Origin of the sequence: Amycolatopsis sp. WAC 01375 (genome assembly GCF_003947325.1) — a bacterium.
GTDB lineage: Bacteria > Actinomycetota > Actinomycetes > Mycobacteriales > Pseudonocardiaceae > Amycolatopsis.
This window is the reverse complement of record NZ_QHHW01000018.1, coordinates 119,485-133,339: the sequence shown is the minus strand read 5'-3', so window position 1 is coordinate 133,339 and position 13,855 is coordinate 119,485. Positions and strand designations below refer to the sequence as shown.

The following is a 13,855-nucleotide window of genomic DNA, read 5'->3' as shown; positions in this document are numbered from 1 at the left end:
CCAATGTGGCATTGGGGACACTCAGCGCCTCCAATGCCGCATCGGGCGCACCTTACGAGCCACCGACACGCAACCTTCGGCTCGGTAGCGGTCACGCGAGATCGCCTTTGCGTGTCCGCCAGGACTGGCCCGGCTAGCGGTTCCGGTGTTCGGCGATGATCTCCGCGTACCGGTGGCCGCTCGCCTTGACCGTGCGGACCTGGGTGTCGTAGTCGACCCGGACGAGCCCGAACCGTTTGCTCAGCCCGCTGTCCCATTCGAAGTTGTCGAGCAACGACCAGGCGAAGTACCCCTTCACCGGCGCGCCCGCTTCGCCCGCGCCCGCCACGGCCCCGAGATGTTCTTCCAGGTAGGCGATGCGGTCGGCGTCGTCGATCGAACCGTCCTCGGCGACCTTGTCGTCGAAGGCGGCCCCGCTCTCGGTGACGTAGATGGCGCGGGCGCCGTACTCGTTGGCGAGCCGGTGGATCAGATCCGCGAGGCCCTGCCCGTGGATCTCCCAGCCCATCGCGGTGGTGGCGGCTCCCTCGACCGGCACCTGCCGCGCGCGGGGCGCCGGACCGTCCGGGTCGTCCTCGACGATCTGGCGGAAGTAGTAGTTCAGCCCGTGGAAACCGACCGGGGCCGAGATCACCTCGAGGTCGTCCCCGAGCACGGGCGGTTCGACGCCGTAGACCTCGATCATGTCCGCCGGGTAGCCACGCCCGTTCGAGGGGTCGAGCCACCAGCGGTTGACGTGCCCGTCCATCCGCGCCGCCGCCTCGACGTCCGCGGTGGAATCCGACGCGGGCTCGATCCCGCTGAGGTTGACCACCAGGCCTACGTTGGCGGGCAGGGCGGCGTTCGCGGTGATCGCCTGCACCCCGAGACCGTGCGCGAGCAGAAGATGGTGCGACGCGTGGATCGCCTGTTCGAGATCCTTGATCCCGGGGGCGAACCGGCCTTCGAGGTAGCCGAGCCAGGCCGAGCACAGCGGCTCGTTGACGGTGTTCCAGTCCTTCACCCGGTCACCCAGCCGAGCCGCCACGACCGCCGCGTAATCCGCGTAGGCGTACGCCGTGTCGCGTTCGGGCCAGCCGCCGTCCGACTGCAACGCCGAGGGCAGATCCCAGTGGAACAGCGTGACGAACGGCCGGATCCCGGCTTCCAGCAACGCGTCGACCAGTCGGTCGTAATGGTCGAGGCCGAGCGCGTTGACCTCGCCCCGGCCGGTGGGGATCACCCGAGGCCAAGCGACCGAGAAGCGATACGCGTCCAGGCCCAGTCCCTTCATGATCGCGAGATCCTCCGGCCAGCGCCGGTAGTGATCGCACGCGACGTCGGCGGTGTCGCCGTTCAGGACGGCACCCGGGACCCGGACGAAGTCGTCCCAGATGGACGGGAGGCGGCCGTCGGCGTCGACGGCGCCCTCGACCTGGTACGCGGCGGTGGCCGCACCCCACAGGAAATCGGCGGGCAGGTGCAGATTCAAGGCGGACCTCTCTGTACGGAGCGACGGGCGGGTCATTTCACGGCACCGGCGGTGAGCCCGGCGACGAGATAACGCTGGAGCAGCAGGAATCCGGCGACGACCGGGACGGAGACGATCAGGGACGCGGCCATGACCTGGTTCCAGTACACCTGGACCTGGGTGGAGTACTCCTGGAGTCCGACGGCGAGGGTCCGGGTGCCCGAGTCGGTCATCACCGACGCGAACAGGACCTCGCCCCAAGCCGTCATGAACGAGTAGATCCCCACCGCCACGATGCCTGGCATCGCCGCGGGGATGACCACCCGGATCAGCGCGCCGAGCGGCCCGGTGCCGTCGACCATCGCGGCCTCGTCGAGCTCTTTGGGGATCGAGTCGATGTAGCCGGCGAGCATCCAGATGGCGAACGGCAGCGAGAAGGTCAGGTAGGTGATGATCAGTCCGAGGCGCGAGCCGTACAGGACGATGCCGGTGGTGTTGCCGATGTTGACGAAGATGAGGAACAGCGGCAGCAAGAACAGGATGCCGGGGAACATCTGCGTGGAGAGCACGGTCATCTTGAAGAAGTTCTTGCCCCGGAACCGGAAACGGCTCAACGCGTAGGCCGCGAAGATCGCGATCACCACCGAGAGGATCGCCGCCGATCCGGAGATGATCAGGCTGTTCACGAAGTACTCGGCGAGCGGGATGGTCTCCCAGATGTCGAAGAACGGCTGGATGGTCAACGTCGTCGGAAGCCACTCCCACTTGCCTTGCACGTCCCCGAGCGGTTTCAGCGACGACGAAACCATCGCGTACAACGGAACGAGGGTGAACAAGGCGAGGAAGCCGAGGACGAATCGGCGGGCCCAAGGGACCCAGCGAGGCTCAGACAACGGCGTTCCTCCTCCGCGCGGTCAGTCCCAAGTAGACGGTGCTGACGATCAGCAGGAACAGCAGCAACAGCACCGACATCGCCGAGCCGAGGCCGAAGTTCCAGGTCACGAAGGAACTCTGGTAGATGTGGATCGAGATCAGCGACGCCTCCTTCGGTGCGGACGCTCCGAAAAGGACATACGGCGTGTTGAAGTCGTTGAAGGTCCACAGGAACAACACCAGCAGGAGCACCTGGTTGACCGGCCGCAGCATCGGCTGGGTGATCGACTGGAACTGGCGCCACCAGCCCGCGCCGTCGATGGCCGCCGCTTCGTACAGTTCGCCGGGGATGTTCTGCAGCCCGGCCATCACGATCAGGAAGGCGAACGGCCAGTTCCGCCAGACCGACACCACCACCAGCGACCAGAAGCTGTTGTCCCCGATGAGCCAGAACGAATCCGTGCCCAGCAGGTCGTTCACCAGGCCGGTGTCCTTCTGGAACATGAACGACCAGGTGATCACGGCGGCGTACATCGGCAGCGCGTACGGCACCAGGAACAGCGTCCGGAGCAAGCCACGTCCGCGGAAGTTCTTCTGCATCAGCACGGCGGCCGAGGTGCCGAAGAGCCAGCAGAACCCGACCGAGAGGACGGTGTAGAGGACGCTGATCCAGAACGAACCGAGCAGCGACTTCCCCGCCGCGGAGTTGAAGTCGAGGACGAACTTGTAGTTGTCCAGTCCCGCCGCCGGGGCGGACGAGAAGTCCCTGATGGAGAACTGCGTCAGTTTGAAGAAGCTCATCACGAGCCCGGCGATCATCGGGATCACGTGGACGAGCAGTTCGAGCAGGATCGCGGGCAGCAGGAGCAGATACGGCAGCGCGACCCGGCGCCGTTTGCGCCGGACGCGATGGGGTCCGGGCGCCCCGGCCGCCTTCACGGCCGGGGCGTTGTCGAGAGCGGTCGGCATCAACTACCGGCCGCGATCTGCTGGTCCGCCTGGTTCAGCTGGTCCCGGATCTTGGCTCCGTCCACCGGCTTTCCCGCGGCGACGTCGGCGAACATCGCCTTCATCGCGGTGCCGATCAGGGTCTCGAACTGGGACTCCTGCGGAACCTGTGGCATCGGCTCGGCCGAATTCGCGAGCACGTTCTGGAAGACCTTGACGTCCTCGGTCTGGAAGGCCGCGTCGCCGTAAGCGTCCTGGACGGTCGGCAGCGAACCGTAGGTCTTGTTGAGCAACGCCTGTTCCTCCGCCGAGACCATGAACTTCACGAAGTCCAGCGCGGCGTCCGGATTCTTGGTGTTCTTGAAGACCGCCATGTTGATGCCCGCGACGAAGCTGGTCACTTTCCGGCCGTTCGGCGGCGCGGCGGCGGGCAGCGGGATCGGCGCTACACCGAGGTTCGCCATGTCCATCCCGATGTTCTTGAACGAACCCGCGGAGGCCTGGTTCATGAACATCGCGGCTTTGCCGTCCGACAGATCCTTGAGGGATTTGGCGGTGTCGGCGTACTCGGCGTTGGCCGGATTGACGATCTTGTCCTTCTGCATCAGGTCGACGAACTGCCGCACCGCCGCGACCGACGGATCCGAAGCCAACTGAGGTTTGCCCTCCGGGGTGAAGAACTGGGCGCCCTGCTGGGCGCCGAGGATCGCCGCATGGTGGCTGTTCTCGGTGACCTGACCCGCCTGGAGCGAGAGCCCCCACTGCCCCTTGTCGGGTTTGGTGAGCTTCTTGCCGTCCTCGACGAGTTCCTCCCAGGTGGCGGGCGGCTTGGTGATCCCGGCCTCGGCGAAGAGCTTCTTGTTGTAATACAGGCCGTACGCCTGGCCGTAGAGCGGTACGCCGACCGGCGGTTGACCGCTCGCCCCGGTGGCCGCCAGCGACGGGCCGAGGAACCGCGCCTTGCCGCCGACCTTCTCCAGCGCGGCGTCGTCGAACGGCAGGAACGCCCCGGTCGCCTGCAACGAGGCCGACCAGGTGTTGCCGATGTTGAGCACGTCCGGTCCCTTGCCGGAGGTGGTGGCGGCGAGGATCCGGTTGAGCAGATCCGTCCACGGGACGACCTCGAGCTTGACCTTGATCCCGGAGGCCTTCTCGAACTTGTCGAGTTCGGGCCGCAGGACTGCCTTGTCGTTGTCGAGACTGGTGCCCTGGTTGGACGCCCAGTACACGAGCTCCTTGGGAGCACTGGACGACGTGTCGCCGCCGCCGCATGCCGTCGTGGCGGCGGCCGCCAGCGCCAGGACGAGCGCGGGAGCGATCTTTCCGATTCGCATCGATGGTCCTCGGGGTGAGTGGCCAAGCCGCGTCCGGAGCCTGTGACCCGGGACACGTCTTATTTCAGGGCTTGAGTTAAGCCTTGGCCAACCTTGCCGTCAAGACCTTGAACGCCATTTCGTCCGCCTCGGCACCGTATCGTTCACCAGGGGGTTCCACCCAGGGTCGCGGGGCCGCGATCGACGGTGATCATCTTCTCGAAACGATAGCCGTCGAGATCCTCGTTGAGCACATTCTCTCCCGGCCGGGCCCGGTGGAACCTGAACGTCCCGTTCGTACTGCCGGCACTGACGACGCACCGCACCGGGACCGGCGCCGTCCTGGCGATTTCGAGCGCGAACCCGACGCCGTGGCGCAACATCAGGACCTGATCCGCCTCGGAGATCACCGGCTCGCCGTCCGGCAGGCGTCCCACCTCGACCGGCAGATGGTCTTCGAGATGGAAACCGTTGAAGGACCATTCCCAGCCGGTCAGGTCGGACTGGGTTCCCGGCGGCCGTTCAGCCCCGAAACCGAGCACTCCACCGGTCAGAACCACGCCGCCGGCGAGCATCTCCCGCAGCCCCGGCGCCAACCGGTCGGGCCCTATCGCGACGGGCAAGGGGCCGAGCGCCTCCACTGCCAGGTCGTTCAGGCGAACGTTGAGCACGGTCACTTCCCCGTCAGCACGTCGAAGGCCTCGCCTCGATGGACGGCGAACAGTTCGAGCGCCTTCTCACCGTCGCGAGCACGAAGAGCCGACGCCAGCCGACGGTGCTCGGCAGGGATGCTCGCGAGGTAGCCGTCGGAGCTCACGCCGATCCGGGTCAGCAGGAACAGGTACACCTGCGACCGGATCGCCTGCCACGCCTCGATGAGCCGCCGATGTCCGGACGCCGCGTAGACCGTGTCGTGGAAGTCGATGTCGCAGCGGACCATCTCGTGCTCGTCGCGCGCCCGGTCCATCCGCTCGACGACCTCGTCGATCGCGGCCAGGTCCGCGTCCGACGCCTTCGCGACGACCAGCTGGACCGCCAACTGCTCCAGCGCCGACCGCAGGCTGTCGAGTTCGGCGACGTCCACGTCGGACAGCGTGGTGACGATCGCGCCGCGATGCCATTCGCTGCGGACCAGCCCCTCCCGCTCGAGTTTGAGCAGCGCTTCGCGCACCGGACCGCGGCTGACGCCGAGCGCCGCCGAAAGTTCGACCTCGCGCAATTGCGCCCCAGGCGGATAGGCGCCGCCGAAGATGGCGTCCCGGACCCTGTCGGCCACCTCGTCCGCCAGCCCGCGGCGACGCGCCGGCACCACCCTGCCGGGTTCGCTCATCCTCATCCCTCCCACCGGAACGGCCGATCGTAACGGCTCGCCGCACTTTGTCCTAATGTTAACATTACGACAAGTGTTCGTCCGCCGGAAAGGATCCCCTGGGTATGACCGTCCTCGACTCCCCCATCCCGCGCTTCCATCTCGCCATGCCTGTCGACGACCTCGCCGCCGCGCGCACCTTCTACGGCGATGTCCTCGGGCTCGAACAGGGCCGCAGCTCCGACACCTGGATCGACTGGAACCTCCACGGCCACCAGTTCGTCACGCACCTCGCCCCGGAGCGACCGCGGCAGATCCACAACCCCGTCGACGGTCACGACGTGCCCGTCCCCCACTTCGGCCTGATCCTCACCGTGCCGGAATTCCGGAAACTGGCGGACCGGTTGCGCGCGGCGAACACCTCGTTCGTCATCGAGCCCTACGTGCGATTCGAGGGCCAGACCGGGGAACAGTGGACGATGTTCCTGCTGGACCCGGCGGGCAACGCCCTGGAATTCAAGGCGTTCGCCGACGATTCGCAGGTCTTCGCCGCCTGAGCGGTCACGAGCACGACCCGATCGATAACCTCGATATTATCGATCGGGTCGGCTTCCCGCGTTGATCAAGGCCCGGCACCGCGAGAAGCTGTTCCTGTCAGCGAGCCTGCTGAACAGGGAAAACCAAGGAGACGCCACCATGTTCGACCCCATTCTCCTCCGGGCCGCCGACGCCGAGATCGTCAGCGACGCGCCGGGCAGCGAGATCACGCTGCTGGCCGATTCGGCCACCACCGATGGAGGCTTCACCGCGAACCGTGCGACCTTGAAGGACGGCGTCTTCGGCACCCCGGCCCACTTCCACACTCGCGCGACCGAGTTCTTCTTCGTGCTCGAAGGAAAACTCCAGGTCCTTGTCGAGGAAACCCTGCACACGCTGGAAAAGGGCGACTTCCTCGCCGTTCCGCCCAAGGTGCCGCACGCGTTCGGGCCCGCCGACGGCTCGGACGCCGACGTTCTGGTGACCTTCACGCCGGGCATGGCCCGCTTCGACTACTACCGGCTCCTCGACCGGGTCGCGCGTGGCGAGGCCGACCCTTCGGAGATCGCCGCGTCCTCGAAGCAGTACGACAACCACTACGTCGACAGCCCGATCTGGCGTGCCGCGCGCGACCGGTGAGCGTCAGTCGATGACCGCGGTCGCCTCGACCTCGACGAGGTGCTCGGGCACGTCGAGGGCGGCGACGCCGATCAGTGTTCCCGGCGGGACAGGGGTGCCGCCCAGTTTGGCGGCGGCCCTGTCCACACCTTCGAGGAACAGCGCGAGTTTGTCCGGCGTCCAGTCGACGACGTAGACGGTCATTTTCGCGACGTCGTCGAAGGTGGCGCCGGCCGCGGCGAGAGCGGTACCGATGTTCAGGTAGCACTGTTCGACTTGAGCGGCGAGGTCACCTTCGCCGACAACGGCACCGTCGGCGTCCCACGAAACCTGCCCCGCGATGAAGACCAGCTTCGACCCGGTCGCGATCGACACCTGCCGGTAGGCGGGGATCTCCGGCAGTCCCGCGGGATTCACCAGGGTGATGCTCATCAGTACTCCTCTTGGTCACTTGTGGTTACCCAGGAACTGTAGGAGAGTGTGCAGCGACCTGGAAGAACGCACTTTTTCGTGACTGGGGAACCTCATGGTGACCAAGCAGCTCAGCGGCACAGCGGACGACGCGGACCTGATGCGGGCGGACTCGCTGGCGCGGGAGATCTTCTCCGACGTCGCCAACAAGTGGGCGCTCCTGATCATCGAGACGGTCGGCGAACGCACCCGACGGTTCACCGAACTGCGGAACGACATCGAGGGCATCAGCCACAAGATGCTCACCCAGAACCTGCGCATGCTGGAGCGCAACGGCCTGATCGAGCGGGTGGTGCATCCGACCGTCCCGCCGCGCGTCGACTACACCCTCACCGAGGCCGGGCGCGGCCTGCGCGCGACGGTCGACGGGATGTGCGACTGGACCCACCGGTTCCTCGGCCACATCGAAGACTCACGACGCCGGTTCGACGCGCCTGTCGACCCGACAGGCCCTACGGCAACCGAACCACCCGCAGGAACGCAGGCAACAGCCACGGTCGCGGACCGCTGACGACGATCTTGCGCGTCAGCGCGGCACGCGCCTTGCCGACCCGGTGGAACAGCATCAGGTTCAGCGTCGGCGGGTCGAACGAGATCCGCACGTCGACCGGCCCTCCGGGCCGCTCCACCGTGACCCGCCCCCGATGCAGCACCAGTACGACCGGGGACGTGTACGCCGACCGGAACGCCACGGCGATCCGTCTTTCCCTCGGCGGTTCGTCGGTGTCGAGAAGGTGACCGGTGTCGTGGGTCAGCACGCCCACCATGAAGAGGTCGAAGAACAGCGCCGCGTCACCCGGTGGCATCGTCCACGGCAGCTTCAGTGCCTTGGCGATGTCCCAGCCGTGGATGTGCAGTTCGTTGACCAGGTGCGCGAGGACTCCCGCGAGCGGCACCTTCGAATCGCCGAGCCAGTCCAGCGGGGTCGCCGGATCGGCGTCCTCGGTCACCCGCAGTACCTCGTCGATGTCAGCGAGCAGTCCCGTCACCAGCACGCCGATGTCGCGTTCGGGAAAATCCCGTAACACCAAAGTGTTCAGCACGGAAACGGTGTCCACAGTGGTCTTTTCGACCTGGCTCTGGCCGCGGGGGTCCAAGAACGGCGTGCTGTCCGGGCGTGCCAGTGACGTGTACATCTTCGCGATCATCGCGACGTGGGCCACCGTGTCGGCCGCCGTCCAGTCCGCGGTGACCATCGCGTCCGGATCCGGAACGCGGGCCACCAGTTCCGCGAAACGCGCCCCTGTCACCCGGTAGGCGCGCCGCACCGCCTGCCATCGATCCGCCGTGATCGCTGTGGTCACGAGCCGATTTTATCCTGGTGGGACGGCGAATTCTTCCGCTCTCGTGCTGTCTTCGGGCGCAGTGACCGTACTCACTACGGAAATCGACGTGACACGCACCGACCGGCCCAGGCAGACTGGACGGCAGATCAGCCTCGCCTTCGCTGTTGCCGTTGCCGTCGCCGAAGGCGGCCAACGCGGACTTGCGCCCTCCCAGGAGCCCTTCACTGATGACCGAGACCTTGCCCGAAACCGCCCACGACCAGGAAAGGGCACCGGCGAAAGCCGGGCTCCTGATCGGGGTCCTGGTCCTGTCCGCGTTCGTGATGATCCTCAACGAGACCATCCTGAGCGTCGCGCTGCGTGACCTGACCGTCGACCTCAAGGTCCCGACCACCACCGTCCAGTGGCTGACGAGCGGCTTCCTGCTCACCATGGCGGTCGTCATCCCGACCACCGGGTTCCTGCTCGAACGGTTCACCCCGCGCCAGGTGTACCTCGCGTCGCTGACCCTGTTCAGCACCGGCACGCTGGTCAGCGCGCTCGCCCCGGGCTTCGCGCTCCTGCTGACCGGCCGGGTCATCCAGGCCTGCGGTACCGCGGTGATGCTGCCGCTGCTGATGACCACGGTGATGCGCCTGGTGCCGGTGGAGAAACGTGGCGCCACGATGGGCACGATCACGATCGTCATCGCGGTCGCCCCTGCCATCGGCCCGACCATCGGCGGTGCCGTCCTCTCCTCGCTCGGCTGGCGCTGGATGTTCTGGATCGTGCTGCCGCTCTCGATCGCCGCCCTGGTGGTCGGCATGCTGCAGCTGAGGTTGGAGAGCGACACCCGCAAGGTGCCGCTGGACGTGCTGTCGGTGATCCTGTCCGCCATCGGTTTCGGTGGTGTCCTGTACGGCCTGTCGGTGTCCGGTGAGTCCGCGGGCGGGCACCAGCCGGTGCCGCCGTGGGTGCCGATCGCCGTCGGCGCCGTGGCACTCGTGGTGTTCACCTGGCGCCAGTTGCGCCTGCAGAAGGAAGATCGCGCGCTGCTGGACCTGCGCCCGTTCACCCACCGCAGTTTCGTCGTCGCGCTGGTACTGACGGCGCTGCTGTTCATGTGCCTGCTCGGCGCCGCGGCGATCCTGCTGCCGCTGTACCTGCAGACCGTCCTGCACACCAGCACGTTCGTCAGCGGGCTCGCGGTGCTTCCCGGCGGCCTGGCCCTCGGGCTGCTCGGCCGCCCGGTCGGCGCGCTGTACGACCGCTTCGGCCCCCGGCCCCTGGTCATCCCTGGCGCCGCCGCGATGGCGGTCTCGCTGTGGCTGTTCGCCCTGCTCGGCCCGGGGTCGCCACTGGTCGCGGTCATCGCCATCCATGTCCTCCTGATGGGCGGGCTCGGCCTCATGATGACGCCGCTGATGACCGAATCCCTCGGTTCGCTGCCCGAGCACCTCTATTCACACGGCAGCGCGATCCTCGCCACCCTTCAGCAGCTCGCCGGCGCGCTCGGCACCGCCATGTTCATCGCGGTGGCCACGGCGAGCACGACCACGGCCGGGGCGGCCAGCCCCGACGCCGGGGGCATCCGCATCACGTTCATGGTCGCCGGTTGTGTCGGACTGGCCGCGTTCGTCGGTTCGCTGTTCGTCAAGAAGAGCGCCGGGGCCACCGCGGTGGCCGCGCACCACTGACGCCGGACTCGTTCCCTTCGCGCCCGCCGAGGCCTCCACCGGAGGCACGGCGGGCGCGCGGCGTTCGGCCACTTTCCGGCCGTAGGCGATGGCGGGCTGTTCGACCCAGCGGCGCAGCGCGCACGCGAACAGCAACGCGACACCGGTGGTCGCCGCGGCCTTGGCGAGCCCGCTGGGCAACAGCCAGCCCGTGACCCCTGCCGCGCCCGTCTGGGCGAGGTAGAGCGCGTAGGAACGATCGCCGACGTAGGTCATCGGCCTGCTCGAAAGCAGTTTCCGGACCGGACCAGGGGAAACGACGGCCACGAGCAGCAAGGCCGAGCCCGCCGCGTAGACCGGGACCACGAACTGCCAGTGTCCGCCGAGTGCGTTCGCCAGCGGGCCGACGGAGAACTGCAGGACGACGAATCCGCACCCGATCGCCGTGGCGACGGCCGGCCTGGTCAGCGGCCGGAACAGGGCGAACCCGCGCGGATGGTGGAGTGTCATCGCCAGCAGACAGCCGATGACCAGCGAGCAGTAGTGCACCGAAAGGCTCGCCCAGGTGTGTGACGGCGCCAGCGGAAGCGCGAACAGCACCACACCGAGGACTGCCGACGCGCCCAGCAGCAGGCGCAGCGCCGTCTTCACGCTCCGCGCGAACGACGTGAGCACCAGCAGCGCGGGCCACACGAGGTAGAACTTCTCCTCCACCCCCAGCGACCACGACGTCGGGTAGGGCGTGTTGTAGTCGACGAGTTCGTTGCCGAAGAGGAGGTAGTACGGCATGGCGTCGGCGAGCCTGCTGCTTTGATACGTGCCGCCGAGCACCACCGCGAGCGTGGTCAGCGCCAGGAGCAGGAAGTACACCGGCATGATCCGGAAGACCCGGCGAACGAAGAACCCGCGCAGCGAGATCCGCCCGTCACGGTCTTCCTCGCGCAGGGCCAGCGTCGTGATGAGGAATCCGGACAGCACGAAGAACAACTGCACCGCGATCCAGCCCTGGAGGCGGTCCACGACGGGACCGCCGTAGTGGAAGAACACGACGGCCACGGCGGCGAGCGCGCGCACGCCGGTGAGGCCGGGGAACCACGACGAGGCCAGGTAGTCGGCGTGGCCGAGCGGCCGCCACCAGGGGTGACGCGAGGAAGCGAACATGACCCGAAGGTTCGGGCTCGGACGCTGAACCGGACCTTAAGGAAGCTGAAGACGTCTTCAGCTTCGCGCCAACGGCAAGCGGACGACGAGGCGGGCTCCGCCGTCGTGGTCGGCGACCTCGACGGTGCCGCCGTGCGCCCGGGCGATCTCGGCGACGATCGCCAGCCCGAGGCCCGCGCCACCGTCGTCGCGCGCACGTCCGTCGTCCAGGCGCACGAAGCGGTCGAACACCCGCTCGCGATCCGCGGCGGGAATGCCGGGCCCGTCGTCGGTGACCGCCAGCACCCCGGCATCGTCCACTGTGGACACCGTCACCTCGACGCCGGTGCGGGTGTGGCGTTGCGCGTTGTCCACGAGGTTCCGCAGCAGCCGTTCCAGCTTGCCGCGGTCGCCGAGGACCGTCGGATCCGCCTCGATCTCGGCGCGGACACCCTGCCGTCCGGACAGACAGGATTCGACCACTTCGGACAGTCGCACCGGGGTGAATCGTTCCGGGGCCGCGTTGTCCAGCTTGCCGAGCAGCACGAGATCGCCGACGAGGTCCTGCAACCGGGTGACGTCGAGGAGCGCGTTCCGGCAGGCGTCGCGCCAGTCCAGCCGGTCCGGATGCGCGAGCAGCACTTCCAGCTGGGTCCGCAGGGACGCCAGCGGGGTGCGAAGTTCGTGCGACGCGTCCGAGGTGAACCGGCTCTGCCGGGTGACCGCTGTGTCCAGGCGGGCGAGCATCGTGTTCATCGTTTCGGCGAGCTTCGCGATCTCGTCGGCACTGTCCGGGGCCGGGACGCGGCGGGAGAGATCGTGCGCGCCGATCTCCGCGACCTCCGAGCGGATCGCCTCGACCGGCCGCAGCGACCGGCGTACCGCGAACCACGCGATCGCCCCGATCAGCAGCGCGATCACCGGGACACCGGCCAGCAGCGTCACGCGCACCGAATCGAGCGCCGCCTGCCCGGACTCGTCGACGACGGCGGCGCCGAAGATCCGGTACCTGCTGTCACCGCTCGTGTCAGTCGCGACGTGTACCCGCGTCTCGGTGATCTCGACGTCGCGGCCCAGCGTCCGCTGGCAGCCGATCGACTCCGGCATCGCCAGATCGACATCACCGGGCCGGAGGACCGACACCGAGTCGCCGCCGCCCTTGTACCCGTCCGCCGGGGCGAACGCGCCGTGCCGCAGGCCAGGGCAGGTGATGACCCGCTTCGCTGTCCGGTCGATCACCTCGTAGGCCGAATCCCGCACGAGCAGAGGCAGATCGGACGGCGCGGCACCGGTGTTGAGCAGCTGGACGATCGCCGCGACACGCTCTCTCGCCACCTGCGCGGCGCCGTTGCCCAATCGGTTCTGAGCGTCGATCACCAGCCAGGCCGACACCACGCCGAGCGCGAGAAGCGACGTCACGAAGGACGTCAGCGCGACCCGGAAGCGGGTCGACCTCCATGCCTTAGGCACTGGAGCCGACCACGTGGTAGCCGGCGCCGCGCACCGTCCGGATCGTCTCCACCCCGAACGGCAGATCGATCTTGCGCCGCAGCGCGCTCATGTGGACCTCCACGAGGTTCGCGGTCGCCGACGCCGCGAAATCCCAGAGGTTCTCCAGCAGTTCCGCCTTGGTGACCACTTCGCCCTGCCGTTTCATCAGATACGCCAGCAGCGCGAACTCCTTGGTGGTCAACGGGATCTCGGCCGCGCCGCGACGGCAGCTGTGACTGGCCTGGTCGAGTTCGAGGTCGCCGAGCCGCAGCGTGCCCGGCCGGGTCGCTCCCCCGCGCCGGATCAGCGCTCGCAGCCGGGAGAGCAGGACGCCGTACGAGAACGGCTTCGGGAGGAAGTCGTCGGCGCCGGTGTCCAGCGCCTCGATCTCGTCGTCCTCCCCGTCCTTCGCGGTCAGCATGAGGATCGGGGTGTCGTCACCTCGTTCGCGAAGCCTCCGGCAGACGCGGTAGCCGTTGAGTCCGGGCAGCATGATGTCGAGGATCATCGCGGCGTAGGGATGCTCGGCGGCGTACCAAAGCGCGTCGCGGCCGTTGTGCGCGACGTCCACGGCGTAGCCTTCGGCGCTCAGCCCGGCGCGCAGCGATTCGGCCAGCCGCCGCTCGTCTTCCACGAGCAAGATCCTCATCGGCTCACGATCCCATACGGCCGGGCCCGAACTCCCGAAGCCCGATCCCACTGTCCGAGTGAAGGCTTCGCGGCCATCAGGCGGAGCCTTACACCAGGTGGCTTAGTTCTTTCGT

13 protein-coding genes and 2 pseudogenes are annotated in these 13,855 nt (G+C 67.7%); 4 read left to right on the top strand and 11 right to left on the bottom strand.

Features of this window, described 5'->3' with window-relative positions; genetic code table 11:
- Positions 1–133: 133 nt before the first annotated feature.
- From DL991_RS09020 to DL991_RS08995, 6 genes are all read right to left on the bottom strand, one after another.
- Positions 134–1,471 carry a GH1 family beta-glucosidase gene (locus DL991_RS09020; RefSeq protein ID WP_125782885.1) on the bottom strand — a complete coding sequence of 446 codons (1,338 nt, stop codon included), beginning with the start codon at positions 1,469–1,471 and terminating at the stop codon, positions 134–136.
- 32 nt (positions 1,472–1,503) lie between these two features.
- Positions 1,504–2,343, bottom strand: coding sequence for a carbohydrate ABC transporter permease (locus DL991_RS09015; protein WP_125782883.1), 840 nt, complete (start codon positions 2,341–2,343; stop codon positions 1,504–1,506).
- Positions 2,336–3,292 carry a carbohydrate ABC transporter permease gene (locus tag DL991_RS09010; protein ID WP_125782881.1) on the bottom strand — a complete coding sequence of 319 codons (957 nt, stop codon included), beginning with the start codon at positions 3,290–3,292 and terminating at the stop codon, positions 2,336–2,338. Before DL991_RS09010 ends, DL991_RS09015 begins: the two co-directional genes overlap by 8 nt.
- Positions 3,292–4,605: a sugar ABC transporter substrate-binding protein gene (locus tag DL991_RS09005; protein WP_125782879.1), complete on the bottom strand. Its 1,314-nt coding sequence runs from the start codon at positions 4,603–4,605 to the stop codon at positions 3,292–3,294. Before DL991_RS09005 ends, DL991_RS09010 begins: the two co-directional genes overlap by 1 nt.
- Before the next feature lie 143 nt (positions 4,606–4,748).
- Positions 4,749–5,255 carry a hypothetical protein gene (locus DL991_RS09000; RefSeq protein ID WP_233598740.1) on the bottom strand — a complete coding sequence of 169 codons (507 nt, stop codon included), beginning with the start codon at positions 5,253–5,255 and terminating at the stop codon, positions 4,749–4,751.
- 2 nt (positions 5,256–5,257) lie between these two features.
- Positions 5,258–5,914 (bottom strand): GntR family transcriptional regulator, encoded by a 657-nt coding sequence (locus DL991_RS08995; RefSeq protein ID WP_125782877.1) that lies wholly within the window; start codon positions 5,912–5,914, stop codon positions 5,258–5,260.
- A 104-nt stretch (positions 5,915–6,018) separates the two neighbouring features.
- On the opposite strand from DL991_RS08995, the gene DL991_RS08990 reads away from it, so the two are divergent.
- Together DL991_RS08990 and DL991_RS08985 are read left to right on the top strand one after the other, a co-directional pair.
- On the top strand, positions 6,019–6,450 hold the full coding sequence (locus DL991_RS08990; protein WP_125782875.1) for a VOC family protein: 432 nt from the start codon (positions 6,019–6,021) through the stop codon (positions 6,448–6,450).
- Positions 6,451–6,589: 139 nt separating this feature from the next.
- Positions 6,590–7,069 carry a cupin domain-containing protein gene (locus tag DL991_RS08985; RefSeq protein ID WP_125782873.1) on the top strand — a complete coding sequence of 160 codons (480 nt, stop codon included), beginning with the start codon at positions 6,590–6,592 and terminating at the stop codon, positions 7,067–7,069.
- Between the two features lie 3 nt (positions 7,070–7,072).
- Here the strand turns inward: DL991_RS08985 and DL991_RS08980 are convergent, their stop codons facing one another.
- Positions 7,073–7,480, bottom strand: a complete 408-nt coding sequence (locus tag DL991_RS08980; RefSeq protein ID WP_125782871.1) for a RidA family protein — start codon at positions 7,478–7,480, stop codon at positions 7,073–7,075.
- 94 nt (positions 7,481–7,574) lie between these two features.
- Between DL991_RS08980 and DL991_RS08975 the strand changes: the two are divergent.
- Positions 7,575–7,952, top strand: a pseudogene (locus DL991_RS08975) (winged helix-turn-helix transcriptional regulator); the annotation flags it as partial.
- A gap of 19 nt (positions 7,953–7,971) precedes the next feature.
- On the opposite strand, the gene DL991_RS08970 reads toward DL991_RS08975, so the two are convergent.
- Positions 7,972–8,823 carry a maleylpyruvate isomerase N-terminal domain-containing protein gene (locus tag DL991_RS08970; protein ID WP_370305914.1) on the bottom strand — a complete coding sequence of 284 codons (852 nt, stop codon included), beginning with the start codon at positions 8,821–8,823 and terminating at the stop codon, positions 7,972–7,974.
- Positions 8,824–9,032: 209 nt separating this feature from the next.
- Here DL991_RS08970 and DL991_RS08965 point away from each other — a divergent pair, with 209 nt between their 5' ends.
- A complete protein-coding gene (locus DL991_RS08965) occupies positions 9,033–10,481 on the top strand; it encodes a DHA2 family efflux MFS transporter permease subunit (RefSeq protein ID WP_125782869.1) in 1,449 nt (482 codons plus the stop codon).
- Positions 10,482–10,607: 126 nt separating this feature from the next.
- Here DL991_RS08965 and DL991_RS08960 read toward each other — a convergent pair.
- The 3 genes and pseudogenes from DL991_RS08960 to DL991_RS08950 all read right to left on the bottom strand — a co-directional run.
- Positions 10,608–11,621: pseudogene (locus tag DL991_RS08960) on the bottom strand (acyltransferase family protein); the annotation flags it as partial.
- A gap of 57 nt (positions 11,622–11,678) precedes the next feature.
- Entirely contained in the window at positions 11,679–13,019 is a 1,341-nt protein-coding gene (locus tag DL991_RS08955) for an ATP-binding protein (protein WP_233598739.1), read from the bottom strand.
- A gap of 43 nt (positions 13,020–13,062) precedes the next feature.
- Positions 13,063–13,740, bottom strand: coding sequence for a response regulator transcription factor (locus tag DL991_RS08950; protein ID WP_125782865.1), 678 nt, complete (start codon positions 13,738–13,740; stop codon positions 13,063–13,065).
- Positions 13,741–13,855: the final 115 nt, after the last annotated feature.

Excerpts from the sequence above, each read along its gene's own strand:
- DL991_RS08980 (WP_125782871.1), bottom strand. The coding sequence starts at position 7,480 with ATGAGCATCACCCTGGTGAATCCCGCGGGACTGCCGGAGATCCCCGCC.
- DL991_RS08995 (WP_125782877.1), bottom strand. The coding sequence starts at position 5,914 with ATGAGCGAACCCGGCAGGGTGGTGCCGGCGCGTCGCCGCGGGCTGGCG.
- DL991_RS08990 (WP_125782875.1), top strand. The coding sequence starts at position 6,019 with ATGACCGTCCTCGACTCCCCCATCCCGCGCTTCCATCTCGCCATGCCT.
- DL991_RS09005 (WP_125782879.1), bottom strand. The coding sequence starts at position 4,605 with ATGCGAATCGGAAAGATCGCTCCCGCGCTCGTCCTGGCGCTGGCGGCC.
- DL991_RS08985 (WP_125782873.1), top strand. The coding sequence starts at position 6,590 with ATGTTCGACCCCATTCTCCTCCGGGCCGCCGACGCCGAGATCGTCAGC.
- DL991_RS09010 (WP_125782881.1), bottom strand. The coding sequence starts at position 3,292 with ATGCCGACCGCTCTCGACAACGCCCCGGCCGTGAAGGCGGCCGGGGCG.
- DL991_RS08950 (WP_125782865.1), bottom strand. The coding sequence starts at position 13,740 with ATGAGGATCTTGCTCGTGGAAGACGAGCGGCGGCTGGCCGAATCGCTG.
- DL991_RS08965 (WP_125782869.1), top strand. The coding sequence starts at position 9,033 with ATGACCGAGACCTTGCCCGAAACCGCCCACGACCAGGAAAGGGCACCG.